At 67.6% G+C, this 12,563-nt stretch carries 16 protein-coding genes; 13 read left to right on the top strand and 3 right to left on the bottom strand.

Annotated features, from left to right (window positions below; all coding sequences use genetic code 11):
* The first annotated feature begins 70 nt into the window (after positions 1-70).
* Positions 71-949 (top strand): branched-chain amino acid aminotransferase, encoded by an 879-nt coding sequence (locus tag BSP_RS14990; RefSeq protein WP_054766511.1) that lies wholly within the window; start codon positions 71-73, stop codon positions 947-949.
* Between the two features lie 7 nt (positions 950-956).
* Here the strand turns inward: BSP_RS14990 and BSP_RS14985 are convergent, their stop codons facing one another.
* Both BSP_RS14985 and BSP_RS14980 read right to left on the bottom strand, forming a co-directional pair.
* Positions 957-1,592, bottom strand: a complete 636-nt coding sequence (locus tag BSP_RS14985; RefSeq protein WP_054766510.1) for an NrsF family protein — start codon at positions 1,590-1,592, stop codon at positions 957-959.
* A complete protein-coding gene (locus BSP_RS14980) occupies positions 1,582-2,124 on the bottom strand; it encodes a sigma-70 family RNA polymerase sigma factor (protein ID WP_152950857.1) in 543 nt (180 codons plus the stop codon). The genes BSP_RS14985 and BSP_RS14980 overlap by 11 nt, the downstream gene beginning before the upstream one ends.
* A 162-nt stretch (positions 2,125-2,286) precedes the next feature.
* Between BSP_RS14980 and BSP_RS14975 the strand changes: the two genes are divergently transcribed.
* The 7 genes from BSP_RS14975 (at position 2,287) to BSP_RS14945 (ending at position 7,266) form a co-directional block, all read left to right on the top strand.
* On the top strand, positions 2,287-2,580 hold the full coding sequence (locus BSP_RS14975; protein ID WP_054766509.1) for a DUF2282 domain-containing protein: 294 nt from the start codon (positions 2,287-2,289) through the stop codon (positions 2,578-2,580).
* Positions 2,580-3,428 (top strand): DUF692 domain-containing protein, encoded by an 849-nt coding sequence (locus tag BSP_RS14970; RefSeq protein ID WP_152950856.1) that lies wholly within the window; start codon positions 2,580-2,582, stop codon positions 3,426-3,428. The genes BSP_RS14975 and BSP_RS14970 overlap by 1 nt, the downstream gene beginning before the upstream one ends.
* Entirely contained in the window at positions 3,425-4,189 is a 765-nt protein-coding gene (locus BSP_RS14965) for a DNA-binding domain-containing protein (RefSeq protein ID WP_054766507.1), read from the top strand. The genes BSP_RS14970 and BSP_RS14965 overlap by 4 nt, the downstream gene beginning before the upstream one ends.
* Positions 4,186-4,614, top strand: coding sequence for a DoxX family protein (locus tag BSP_RS14960; RefSeq protein WP_054766506.1), 429 nt, complete (start codon positions 4,186-4,188; stop codon positions 4,612-4,614). Before BSP_RS14965 ends, BSP_RS14960 begins: the two co-directional genes overlap by 4 nt.
* Positions 4,615-4,697: 83 nt before the next feature.
* Positions 4,698-5,972 carry a NupC/NupG family nucleoside CNT transporter gene (locus tag BSP_RS14955; protein ID WP_152950855.1) on the top strand — a complete coding sequence of 425 codons (1,275 nt, stop codon included), beginning with the start codon at positions 4,698-4,700 and terminating at the stop codon, positions 5,970-5,972.
* Between the two features lie 28 nt (positions 5,973-6,000).
* Positions 6,001-6,621: a glutathione S-transferase family protein gene (locus BSP_RS14950; RefSeq protein WP_054766504.1), complete on the top strand. Its 621-nt coding sequence runs from the start codon at positions 6,001-6,003 to the stop codon at positions 6,619-6,621.
* Positions 6,622-6,627: 6 nt separating this feature from the next.
* The gene (locus tag BSP_RS14945) at positions 6,628-7,266 is read left to right on the top strand and encodes a YoaK family protein (protein ID WP_152950854.1); all 639 of its coding nucleotides are present in this window, start codon (positions 6,628-6,630) and stop codon (positions 7,264-7,266) included.
* On the opposite strand, the gene BSP_RS14940 is transcribed toward BSP_RS14945, so the two are convergent.
* Entirely contained in the window at positions 7,250-7,684 is a 435-nt protein-coding gene (locus tag BSP_RS14940) for a PaaI family thioesterase (RefSeq protein WP_008262173.1), read from the bottom strand. The two genes, BSP_RS14945 and BSP_RS14940, sit on opposite strands and share 17 nt — an antisense overlap.
* Before the next feature lie 47 nt (positions 7,685-7,731).
* Between BSP_RS14940 and BSP_RS14935 the strand changes: the two genes are divergently transcribed.
* The 5 genes from BSP_RS14935 (at position 7,732) to fliG (ending at position 12,563) form a co-directional block, all read left to right on the top strand.
* On the top strand, positions 7,732-8,037 hold the full coding sequence (locus tag BSP_RS14935) for a DUF3253 domain-containing protein (protein WP_152950853.1): 306 nt from the start codon (positions 7,732-7,734) through the stop codon (positions 8,035-8,037).
* Positions 8,038-8,175: 138 nt separating this feature from the next.
* Positions 8,176-8,778 (top strand): uracil-DNA glycosylase family protein, encoded by a 603-nt coding sequence (locus tag BSP_RS14930; protein WP_152950852.1) that lies wholly within the window; start codon positions 8,176-8,178, stop codon positions 8,776-8,778.
* Positions 8,775-9,794 (top strand): alpha/beta fold hydrolase, encoded by a 1,020-nt coding sequence (locus BSP_RS14925; protein WP_152950851.1) that lies wholly within the window; start codon positions 8,775-8,777, stop codon positions 9,792-9,794. Before BSP_RS14930 ends, BSP_RS14925 begins: the two co-directional genes overlap by 4 nt.
* An 88-nt stretch (positions 9,795-9,882) precedes the next feature.
* Positions 9,883-11,529, top strand: a complete 1,647-nt coding sequence (gene fliF, locus BSP_RS14920) for a flagellar basal-body MS-ring/collar protein FliF (protein ID WP_152951169.1) — start codon at positions 9,883-9,885, stop codon at positions 11,527-11,529.
* The gene (gene fliG / locus BSP_RS14915; RefSeq protein ID WP_054766498.1) at positions 11,529-12,563 is read left to right on the top strand and encodes a flagellar motor switch protein FliG; all 1,035 of its coding nucleotides are present in this window, start codon (positions 11,529-11,531) and stop codon (positions 12,561-12,563) included. Before fliF ends, fliG begins: the two co-directional genes overlap by 1 nt.

Here is a 12,563-nt window from a genome sequence, read left to right as displayed (position 1 = left end):
CGATCCCAGCCGTTGACCTGAGCGATTCGGGGAGCTCTAACAGGCAGACTTCTGTAGGAGACGTGTTTCAATGGCCTTCGTTCCTTTCGACGATCGTGATGGATGGATCTGGTTTGACGGCGAATTCGTGCCCTGGCGGGAAACGAAAACGCATATTTTGACCCATGCCCTCCACTATGGCTCGTCGGTATTCGAGGGTGAGCGTATGTACGGCGGCGAAATCTTCAAGCTGACGCCGCATTCGGAGCGCCTGAAGCGGTCCGCGAACCTGCTCGATTTCGAGATACCCTACAGCGTCGCTGAAATCGACGCCATCTGTAACGAAACCTGCGCCAAGAACGGTCTGACCGACTGTTACGTGCGTCCGGTCGCCTATCTGGGGCCGGAACAGACCAGCGTCTCGGCCCTGAACAACAAGGTCCATCTGGCGGTCGCCGTCTGGGATTGGCCCAGCTATTTCGATCCCGAGGTCAAGGCGCGCGGTCTGAAGCTGGAATGGGCCAAGTGGCGCCGCCCCGACCCGGCGACGGCCCCGACCACGGCCAAGGCCGCCGGCCTCTACATGATCTGCACCATGTCCAAGAACACGGCTGAGCGGAACGGTTTCGCCGACGCCCTGATGCTGGACTGGCGCGGCTATGTGGCCGAGGCCACCGGCGCCAACGTCTTCTTCGTCAAGGACGGCGTGCTGCACACCCCCAGCGTCGAGCACATTCTGGACGGCATTACCCGTCAGACGGTGATCGAGATCGCCAAGGCCAAGGGGATCGAGGTCGTGGTGCGCGACATCCGCCCCGAAGAGCTGTCGGACTTCTCCGAATGCTTCCTGACCGGCACCGCCGTCGAGGTGACCCCGGTGGCCGAGGTGGGCGACTACCGCTTCACCCCCGGCGCCCTGTCGCTGGACCTGATGGAGACCTACGGCAAGCTGGTGCGCCGCCAGCTCTGAGGGCGGCTCACCAACGCAGGGCGAAGCGGCCGACGGCGGCGCCGATCAGGCCGGCGGCCGCGATCCCCAGCGTGTACCAGGTGGCGACGAAGGCGGCGGTCGCCTCGCCGCAGTGAAGCAGGCCGTAGGCGGTGGCGGCGAGGCCGCCGGTCGCCAGGCCCAGCGCCAGACCCGCCGTCGCCGGCCGCGTCGGGGCCAGTTTCCGCGCCGAGAGAAAGACAAACGGCGCGGCGAAGGCCGAGACCAGCACGATGTTACGGCCGCAGATGGTCCAGGTTCCGCCCAGCCAGTCGTCCATGCGCTGCTCAGGCGAAGTCAGGCTCATCTCAATCAGGCCCCACAGTCCCGCCGCCGCCACAACGGCGAGCAGGGCGAAGACCGCCGGGCGCGGATCGACGCCGGGGCGCCCCAGCCGTATCGCCAGCCAGATCCCGGTCCCCGCAAGGGCGGCGGTGTAAATCCCTTTCAGCCAGGGGATCGGCCCCTGAAGCGCCTGGCCCAGATCAGGCCGGAAGCCCAAGAACAGGCCGACCGCCGCCACGGCCGCCACGGCGGCGGCGGCCAGCAGGACAGGGCTGGGCATGGCGGGCTTGGCCGGCTCCAGCCCGGCGGCGAGGGCGTCGATCAGGTCGTCAGTCTTCATCGGGCGATACGCTGGCGACCAGCGTCTTCATGCTGCGGTGGACGCTGACCTTGGCCGCGCCCTCGGTAAAGCCGTTGCGCTTGGCCGCTTCGGCCAAGGAGAAGCCGCCGATCCGAACGTCCTCGATGAGGCGGCGCTGACGCGGCGGCAGAATGGACAGGACCTTCTTCAGATCGCGGCGCACGACGCCGTCCTCGACCGTGTGTTCGGCCAAAAGGACCGACGCCTCCTCCAGCGGCACGTCGGCGCGTCGTCCCAGGCGGCGGAAATGGTCGATCAGCTTGTAGCGCGCGATCGCGTAGGCCCAGGCCGTGAAGGGCAGCGACCGGTCGTAGGTCGCCCGCTTGGCGTGGATGGCGATCAGACAGTCCTGCACGAGATCCTCCGCGTCGGCCTCGCAGCCGGTCAGGCGACGTTTGAAAAAGGGGGTCAGGGCGCCGCGCATTTCGGACAGCAGGGCGCGCCAGGCCACGGGGTCGCCGTCGAGACCCCGCAACATCAGACGTTTGAGCTCGGCTTCCTTGTCGACCACGCCCCAACCCATTCGCGTCGGACAGGGCGGAGGTTACACGGCGGACGACAATCGGCGAGAATTCTTTTTCTGATGGCGCCGGTAACCTTCGCCGTGCGGGCGTCGAAACCCTTCCTGTCAAGCGGGTCCGCTCCGGGCCGCTGTCACACAGGAAATGATCCCATGACTATCTCCGCCAAGATCCTGGTCGGCGCCGGCGCCCTGCTGGCCCTGGGCGCCAACGCCGCCGCTGCACAGAACCGCCCGACCGCCCAGCAGGAAGCCGCCATGGAGAAGTGCTACGGCGTGGCCAAGGCGGGCAAGAACGACTGCGCCGCCGGCCCCGGCACCACCTGCGCCGGCACCTCGGTGCGCGACTATCAGGGCAATGCCTGGAAACTGGTCGCCAAGGGCACCTGCACCTCTATCGAGACGCCCAGGGGCAAGGGTTCGCTGAGCCCGATCCCGAACCGCTGATGTCCCCCGTTCCGACCGCTGGACTGGGCCTGAAGCCCCAGCACTATTCGGAGGCTGCGGCCTGTCCGGCGGCCGGAGCCCAGCGCGGCCTGTGGTTCGAGGTTCATCCCGAGAACTATATGGTCGCGGGCGGGCCGCGCCTGTCCTGGCTGGAGACGATCCGCGCCGCCCGACCGTTGTCGCTGCACGGGGTCGGCCTGTCCCTGGCCGGTGACGAGCGGCCGGACCGCGAACATCTGGCCCGTTTTCGCGCCCTGATCGATCGGTTCGAACCCTTTTTGGTGTCCGAACATCTGGCCTGGTCGCGACGCGGCGGGGTCTATCACCCCGATCTGTTGCCTGTCCCGCGCAGCCGCGAGATCCTGAACCTGGTGTGCGACCATGTCGACGAGGCGCAGCAGGCCCTGGGACGGCGGCTGCTGATCGAAAATCCGTCCGCCTATCTGGCCCTGGCCGGACATGACTGGGACGAGGTGGATTTCCTGGTCGAGATGGCCCGGCGGACCGGCTGCGGCCTGCTGATCGACGTCAACAACGTCCATGTCAGCGCCTCCAACATGGGGTTTTCGGCCCAGGCCTGGCTGGACGCCGTGCCCGGCGGGCTGGTGGGCGAGGTGCATCTGGCGGGCCATAGCCCCGATCCCGTCTGGGGCGAGGCCCTGCTGATCGACAGCCACGACACGCCGGTTTCCGAGACCGTCTGGGCGCTCTACGACCGTCTGATCGCGCGCATCGGTTCCCGGCCGACCCTGGTCGAACGCGACGGCGATGTTCCGGAATTTTCGGTCCTGCTGGATGAGCAGGCGCGCGCCGCTGCGGCGCTGACCGCTGCGGAGGCGGTGGCGTGACCGGGTTTCACGCGGCTTTCGACAGGGCGCTGACCGGCGATCTGGAGTCTCTGCGGCCTCACCTGGAGCCGGGCGACCGGACGCTGGGTGCGCTGGCCGTCTATCGCAACACGACGATCAAGGGCCGTATCGACGCCCTGGAAGCCAACTATCCCACCGTGTTGCAGATGGTTGGCGAAGATTGGTTTCGCGCGGCCGCCGCCGCCTTTGTCGCCGACCAGCCGGGCGACACCCCGGTGCTGGTCGATTACGGCGAAGGCTTCCCCGATTGGCTGGCGCGTTTCCAGCCGGCGACGGACATGGCCTATCTGGCGCCCTGCGCCCGGCTGGATCGGGCCTGGACCCAAGCTCATCTGGCCAAGGACGCAGCGCCGTTCGAGCCGCGCGAGGCCGCCGCGCTCGGCCCCGCCTTGGCGGGCGTAACGGCCAATCTGCACCCGTCGGTTCAGTTGTTCTGGTTCGAGTGGACGGCGCCCTCGCTCTGGCTGGCGCATCGTTATCCGTCCCCGGACGCGTCTCTCGAGTGGCGGGCCGAGGCGGAAGGCTTGCTGGTGCACCGGCCGGGCGCCGAGGTGCAGGCGCGGCGGTTGAGCCGCGCGGAATGGGTCTTCCTGGACGCCTGTCGCCTTCATCGACCGTTCGGCGTCGCTGCGGCGGCGGCCCAGGCCGCTGCGCCCCACTTGGATCTGTCCGCCCTGTTCGCCGGCCTGATCTCGCTCGGCGTCTTCCTCTCACCCTCGATCCCGAAGGACCAACCATGAACCGTATCGCGGACATTCATCGACGCATCACCGCCGCCGCGCCCGAGGCCGCCCTGGCCCTGCTGCTGCGCGTCGGGATCGCCACGCCCTTCTTCCTGTCGGGACGGACCAAGGTCGAGGGGCTGCTGACGATCACCCCCTCGACGCGCTATCTGTTCGCCGAGGAATACCGCGTGCCCCTGCTGCCCGCTGACCTGGCGGCGAATCTGGCGACCTATTCGGAACATCTGCTGCCGATCCTGCTGGTGCTGGGTCTGGCCACGCGGTCGGCGGCGGCGGGCCTGCTGTTCATGACCCTGGTGATCCAGGTCTTCGTCGAGCCGGGTGGTTGGCCCGTCCATCTGCTTTGGGCCGGGCCGCTGGCCTATCTGATCGCGCGCGGACCGGGCGCCGTCAGTCTGGACCGTGTGCTGAAGATCGACTGATACGCGCACGCCTCTTGTCAGCCGCGTCACTTTGTCCTTGAAGCGGATGAAGCCGGCGCGGGCCGGGCAGGGATCGCCGTTTCATGTTCAGCCTTCTGAACCTCCAGAGCCTGTTCGGCCTGGTCGTCATCATCGCCGTCTGCTGGGCGATCTCGGAGAACCGGCGGGTCTTCCCCTGGAAGCTGGCGATCGGCGCCGTCGCCGTTCAGGCGGCGCTGGTGCTGGCCCTGTTCGCCATTCCGGGGTCGCGAACGGTGCTGGCCGCCGTCACGGGGGCGATCGACGGCCTGGCCGTGGCGACGGCGCAGGGCACGCGATTCGTCTTCGGCTATCTGGGCGGGGGCGATCAGCCCTATGCGGTTCAGAACGAAGGCGCCCTGTTCACCTTCGCCTTCAACGTCCTGCCGCTGATCATGGTGATTTCCGCCCTGTCGGCCCTGTTGTGGCACTGGAAGATCCTGAAGTGGCTGATCCGGGGCTTCGGCTTTCTGTTTCAGCGCACCATGGGGCTGGGCGGCGCCTCGGCCCTGGCGGTGGCGGCCAACATCTTCCTGGGCACGATCGAAAGCCCGATCGTCATCAAGGCCTATCTGGACAAGCTGAGCCGGTCCGAAATCTTCCTGATGATGACCGTCGGTCTGGCGACGGTGGCGGGATCGACCATGGTGGCCTACGCCAGCATCCTGTCCCAGACCCTGCCGAACGCGGCCGGCCACGTGCTGGTCGCCTCCATCGTCTCGGCCCCGGCCGGGGTGCTGCTGGCGCGGATCATCGTGCCCGAGCCCGACAAACAGGCGGCTCAGGCCATCAGCTATGACTCGGCCCTGAAGTACGACAGCGCCATCGACGCCATTTCCAAGGGCACCTCGGACGGGCTGATGGTGGTGCTGAACATTTCGGCCGTGCTGATTGTGTTCGTCGCCCTGGTCGCCCTGGTCAACATCATGCTGGGCGGTTTGATCGTCTTCGGCGAGCCGCTGACGGTCGAGCGGATTCTGGGCGTCCTGTTCACCCCCCTGGCCTGGCTGATCGGGGTGGATGCGCGCGAGGCGGGCCTGGGCGGCTGGCTGCTGGGCGTCAAACTGGCCCTGACCGAATTCGTCGCCTTCATCGACCTGGGCAAGATACCGGCCGAGGCGATGAGCGAGCGGACGCGGATGCTGATGACCTATGCGCTGTGCGGCTTCGCCAACATCGGTTCGGTGGGCATTACGGTGACCGGCCTGTCGGTCCTGATGCCCGAGCGTCGTCATGAGGTTCTGGGGCTGATCTGGAAGGCCCTGTTCGCCGGCTTCATGGCCACGCTGATGAGCGCCGCCATCGTCGGCGCCTTGCCAGCGGCGGTGTTCGGGCAGTAGCGTTTCTCAAAACAACGGAGGCGTTCCGATGAAGCTCTACACCTCACACCGCGCGCCCAATCCCCGCCGGGTCCGATGGGTCCTGGCGGAGAAGGGGGTCGAGGACGTCGAACTGGTCGAAATCGACATCATGACCGGCGAGCACCGCAAGCCGGACTATCGCGACAAGGTCGGGGTGCCGCATCTGCCGGCGCTGGAGCTGGACGACGGCACGACCATTTCCGAATCCGTGGCTATCGGCCGCTATCTGGAGGCCCTGTATCCAGAGCCGAACCTGTTCGGCCGCGACGCCCGCGAACAGGCGGTGGTCGAGATGTGGACGCGCCGGTGCGAGTTCTATCTGTCCAATCCGCTGATGCTGAACGTGCGCCATTCCCACCCGGCCCTGGCCGCGCTGGAGGCGGTGCAGATCCCACAGGTGGCTGAGTACAATCGGGTTTCGGCCGAGCGGTTCATGAAGACCCTGGACCGGCATCTGGCGGAGCGGGAATTCATCGCCCTGGAACGGTTCACCATCGCCGACATCGTCGCCGTGGTCGGTTTGGACTTCGCCCGGCTGGTCCGCTACCGCCCGCCCGCCGAGTTCGAGAACCTGCACCGCTGGTTCGACGCCTGCCGCGAGCGCCCGGCCGCCAAGGCGGGGGTCTGAGCCGCCTTGCGGTCGCTGACGCGATCGGATCGCTGGCTGGCCCTGCTGCTGGCGGGTCTGGCCGGCTATGTCGACGCCCTCGGCTTTCTGCACCTGGGCGGCGTGTTCGTCTCCTTCATGAGCGGCAATTCCACCCGGTTGGCCGCCAGCCTCGCCGAAGGGCAATGGCCGGCGGCCGCCCATCTGGCGGCCATATTGGCCTTGTTCGTCCTGGGCTCGTTTCTCGGCGCCCTGGTCGCCGGCGGCGAGGACGCTCCTTCGCGCAGCCGGGTCCTGATGTTCGAGGGGCTGCTGCTGGCCTTGGCAGCTGCTCTTGCGGGCGCGGGGCTGACGCCTGCGGCCGTCGGCCTGATGGTCATGGCCATGGGCGCCGAGAACTCGGTCTTCCTGAGGAACGGAGAGGTCGGGGTCAGCCTGACCTATATGACCGGAACCCTGGTCAAGCTGGGTCAGGCCCTGGCGGGCGCTGTAAAGGGCGGAGACCGGCACGCCTACAAGGCCTATCTGACCCTGTGGGCGGGGCTGAGCGTCGGGGCGGTGCTGGGCGCCCTGACCTTCGGCCGTCTGGGACTGGCGGCCCTCTGGCCCGCCGCCGGTTTCGCCCTCTTGATGGCTCTGATCGTGCGGTTCAGCCGCGCGGCGTGAACTTGCGGATCACGCCCGAGAAGGTCATCAGCAGCCGTTCGCCGGTGTTGATCTGGCCCCGCACGAAGATCAGGCTCTTGCCCGCCTTGGTGACCTGACCGGTCGCCTCGATCAGTTCGCCGACATAGGCGCCGTCGATGAAGGTGGAATCGAGCTGGACCGTCACGCCCGAGGCGCCCTCCATCTCCTGATAGGCGATCTGGAACATGGCGATGTCGGCGAAGGTCATCAGACAGCCGCCGTGCATCCGGCCGCCCGCATTCATATGCTTTTGCTCGGCGCGGAAGGCGCAGCGCATGTGGCCGTCGGGATCGAGCTTGCCGTAAAAGGGGCCGACCACGACGTCGAAGGTGTCGTGCAGGTCATAGGTCTGCCAACCGGCGAACTCGCCCTCGGTGACGGTGATTTTCTTCGGCATGACGACTCGGCCTTACTTCTGGTCTCGCGGTGCAGCATATAGGCGCAATGAGCGATCCGATCGAAACCGCAATCTTGAATAAACTCGCCGGGCTTGAGCCGGGCAAGAGCATCGAGCCGGCCGAGGTGGCCAAGGCGCTGCAGCCGGAGCAGTGGCAGCGCATGCTGCCCAAGGTGCGGGCGACGGCCCTGGGGCTGATGCGGCAGGGCAGGCTGACCATCACCAAGAAGGGCAAGCCGGTCGATCCGGACAATTTCCGCGGCGTGACGCGCCTGCGCCTGCCGACCGAGGAGGAAACGGCCCTGGCGCTCAGCCGCCGTCCGCCGGTCGCCGAGGACGACGTCGAAGATTGACCACTCCGCTCATCCCCGCGAAGGCGGGGCCCCAGTCCTTTTCTTGAGGCAAGGCTTTTGGGATCGGCATCGCTGAAAATCGGCGAGAGGAAAGCCCCCAATGATCTGGGTCCCCGCCTTCGCGGGGATGAGCGGGGCGTGGGAAGTCTCGACGCCCTTCTGAGCGACATCCGCGCCTGTCGCGCCTGCGCGGGCGTGCTGCCGCATACGCCGCGCCCGGTCGTTCGGGTCTTTCCCGAGACGCGGCTCTTGATCTGCGGCCAGGCGCCGGGGCGGCGGGTGCATGAAAGCGGCCTGCCCTTCACCGATCCGTCTGGCGACCGGCTGCGCGACTGGATGGGGGTGGACTATGAGACCTTCTACGCCGACCGCCGCATCGGGGTGGCGGCCCAGGCCTTCTGCTATCCCGGCACGGCGCCGAAAGGGGGCGACTATCCGCCGCCCGCGCACTGCGCCGACCTGTGGCGGCCGTCGCTGATGCAGGCCCTGCCGCAGATGGAGCTGACGCTTCTGGTCGGCGGCTACGCCCAGGCCTGGGCCCTGGGCGCACGGACCCGACGCAATATGACCGAGACGGTGCGAGCCTGGCGAGACTACGCCCCCGACCATCTGGTGCTTCCGCACCCGTCCTGGCGCAATACCGCCTGGCTGAGACGGAATCCGTGGTTCGAGGAAGAGGTGATCCCCTATCTGCGGATGCGGGTCGCCTCGATCCTGGCGTCGATGAGGATGTGCACATGACCTCCAGAGGGCTGATCGCGGCCGCAGGACTGGTCTTGGGCCTGACCGGTTGCGTCGCGCCCCACATCCAGCCGCCGATGACGCCGCCGGCGGGCTTCGCCGGACCCCATGTGGAGGATCGCGCCCTGGTCATGTCGGACGGAGCGCGGTTGCCTCTGATGCGCTGGGGGCCGACCGACCGTGAGCCCTGGGCGGTCATCGTCGCCCTGCACGGCATGAACGACCACGCCGCCAGCTTCCGACTGGCCGGACCCTGGTGGGCCGAACAGGGAATCGAGACCTGGGCCTATGACCAGCGCGGCTTCGGCGCCGCGCCGGGGCGGGGCGTCTGGGCGGGGACCGCCAAGATGACCCAGGACCTGCGCGAGGCGACGGCCCTGGCCCGCGCGCGCCATCCCCATGCCGTCATCGCCGTGGTCGGCGAGAGCATGGGGGGATCGGTGGCCGCCGCCGCCTTCGGATCGGACGATCCGCCCGACGCCGACCGGGTGGTGCTGCTGGCGCCCGGCGTCTGGGGCTGGTCGACCCAGGGGCCGTTGAACAGCGCCGTCCTGAACATCGCCGCGCGTCTGGCGGGCGGCGTGGCCCTGGAGCCGCCCAGCTTCATCACGCGCGACATCCACGCCTCCAGCAACACGCTGGAGCTGGTCCGCAACGGCCGCGACCCGCAAAGCATCCTGGCCACCCGGTTCGACACCATCTACGGCCTGGTCGATCTGATGGAGACGGCGTCGCGCAGCCTGGGCCGCATCCGCGGCGACGCCCTTCTGATGTACGGCGCGCACGATCAGATCGTGAAAAGGGATCAGATGAAGAAGGCCCTGCAAAGGGCCGTGGCCGAGGGCGGCGGCTTGAAGACGGCCTGGTATCCCGACAGCTGGCACCTGCTGGACCGCGATCTGGACGCCGAGATCGTCTATCGCGACATCGCCGCCTGGCTGAAGGATCCCAGGGCGGCCCTGCCGTCCGGCGCGCCACCGGTCCTGACTGAGCTGGAAGCGGCGGTTCGCCCGTAAAGGTCTCTTAACGGCCCATTTACCATCGACACGGCATTTTCTGCCTAGCGGGGCGTCGGTGTCTCCCGTGAGTTTGGGGCGTGGGCGCGTGGGCGGCTTTACGGCGGCGTTGCAGAAGTTCGGGATCGGTCGTCTGGCCGCCGTCCTCGGCGTCGCCGCGGGCGTGACCGCCGTCCTGGTCGCCGTCATGCTGCGCGTGGGCCAGGCGCCGGACGCCTTGCTCTATTCCAACCTCGATCTGCGCGAAGCCGGCGAAATCACCGCCGCCCTGCAGCAGGCCGGCATCAAATACGCCTCCAAGGGCGACGGCTCGACCGTCATGGTCAATCGCGACGACGTGGGCACGGCGCGGATGCTGATCGCCGAAAAGGGGCTCGTGACCTCCGGCTCGGTCGGCTACGAAATCTTCGACAATCAGTCGGTCCTGGGCCAGACCGAGTTCCAGCAGCAGCTGAACGAACAGCGCGCCCTGCAAGGCGAACTGGCCCGCACCATCATGTCGATGCGCGGCATCACCGCCGCCCGCGTCCACATCACCATGCCGCGTCGCGAGATGTTCACCGCTGCTGCGGGCGAACCCACCGCCGCCGTGCTGGTCGGCCTGGGCGGGCGGGATCTGACGGCGGATCAGGTGCGGGCCATCCGCAATCTGGTGGCCTCGTCCGTGCCCAATCTGAAGCCGGACCGGGTCACGGTGGCCGATCAGAACAACCGCACCCTGGCGGCCGGCGACGACGGCGGCTTCACCTCGGCCTCTGCGGCCGAAACCAAGGGCAATACCGAGGCCCAGCTTCAGGCGCGCATCAAGGACATCGTCGAGGGCGTCGTCGGCGTCGGCTCGGCGCGGGTCCAGGTGACGGCCGACATCGACCAAAGCCGCTCCACCACCCAGGAACAGAAGTTCGATCCCGACGGCCAGGTCGTGCGTTCGACCACGGCCAACGGCTCGCAGTCCTCGGACACGACCGGCCAGAACGACGGCGGCGTGACGGCGGCGAACAACATCCCGGGCGGCGCCCCGCCCGCGACCACGCCGGCCGGCTCGACCACCGCCGAGAACGCCGAGACGACAAACTACGAAATCTCCAACACCACCACCACGACCACCAAGGAGCCGGGCGAGGTCAAGAAGCTGGCCGTCGCCGTCGCCGTGGACGGCAAATGGACCCCGGCCGCCGACGGCAAGGGAGAGCCGACCTATGCGCCGCGCTCGGCCGAGGAGATCGCTCAGATCAAGTCCCTGGTCGCGGCGGCGGCCGGCATAGACGAGGCCCGCGGCGACAAGATCGAGGTCATCAACGTCCGCTTCAACCGCGACACCGGCCTGCCCGGGGGGCTGGACGACAAGCCTTCGCTGCTGGACTTCTCCAAGACCGACGTCATGCGCCTGATTGAATTGGGCATTCTGGCGGTGGTGGCGCTGCTGCTGATCTTCTTCGTCCTGCGGCCCCTGCTGAAGACGGCCGGCTCGGGCGGGGCGGCCGGTCCTGGAGCGCCGGCTCTGGCCGCCCCGGACGGCACGCCGGTCGCCACCTTGACCACGACCGTCATCGGCCCGGACGGCCAGCCCCAGCTGGTGCAACTGCCTGCGCCGAACGAAATGGACCAGAAGATCGACATTGCCCGTATCGAAGGGCAGGTGAAGGCGTCTTCGGTCAAGAAGGTCGCCGACTTCGTCCAGGCCCATCCTGACGAGGCCGCCAACATCCTGCGCAACTGGGTGGCGGAAGGCTGATGGCCAAGCTGGTTTCGAAAAAGCCGGTCATCGAGGACCCCAATCGGCTGACCGGCCCCGAGAAGGCGGCCGTCATCCTGCTGGCCCTGGGCGAAGACCACACCGCCCTGTGGGAGAGGCTGGACGACGAGGAGGTCAAGGAGATCTCCCAGGCCATGGCGACCCTGGGCAATGTGACGGCCGAGGCGGTCGAGGCCCTGATGCTGGAGTTCGTGTCCGGCCTGTCGGGCACGGGCGCCGTCATGGGCAGTTTCGAACAGACCCAGAAGCTGCTCAGCGCCTTCCTGCCCAAGGATCGCGTCGACGGCTTGATGGAGGAAATCCGCGGTCCGGCCGGCCGGACCATGTGGGACAAGCTGGGCAATGTGAACGAGGCGGTTCTCGCCAACTATCTGAAGAACGAATATCCCCAGACCGTCGCCGTCATCCTGTCCAAGGTGAAGTCCGACCACGCCGCCCGGGTGCTGACGGCCCTGCCGGAGGATTTTGCCCTGGAATGCGTCCAGCGGATGCTGCGAATGGAGCCTGTCCAGCGCGAAATCCTGGACAAGATCGAGGCGACCCTTCGCACCGAATTCATGTCGAACCTGGCGCGCACCTCCAAGCGCGACAGCCACGAAATGATGGCCGACATCTTCAACAGTTTCGACCGACAGACCGAGGCGCGCTTCATCGGCGCCCTGGAAGAGCGCAACCGCGAATCCGCCGAACGCATCCGCGCCCTGATGTTCGTCTTCGAAGACCTGTCCAAGCTGGATCCGGGCGGGGTTCAGACCCTTCTGCGGGCCGTGGACAAGGACTCGCTGGGCCTGGCGATGAAGGGGGCCTCCGAAGGGCTGCGGGAGATGTTCTTCTCCAACATGTCCGAACGCGCCGCCAAGATCCTGCGCGAAGACATGGAGTCCATGGGGCCGGTGCGGCTGAAGGACGTGGATGGGGCCCAGATGGCCATGGTCCAGGTCGCCAAGGATCTGGCCGCGCGCGGCGAGATCATGCTGGCCGGCCAAGGCTCCGACGACGAGTTGATCTACTGA

This window comes from Brevundimonas sp. Bb-A, from assembly GCF_009394735.1.
GTDB classification, from domain to species: domain Bacteria; phylum Pseudomonadota; class Alphaproteobacteria; order Caulobacterales; family Caulobacteraceae; genus Brevundimonas; species Brevundimonas aurantiaca.
Note: the sequence above shows the minus strand (reverse complement) of the source record. Positions and strands in the feature narration are given on the sequence as shown.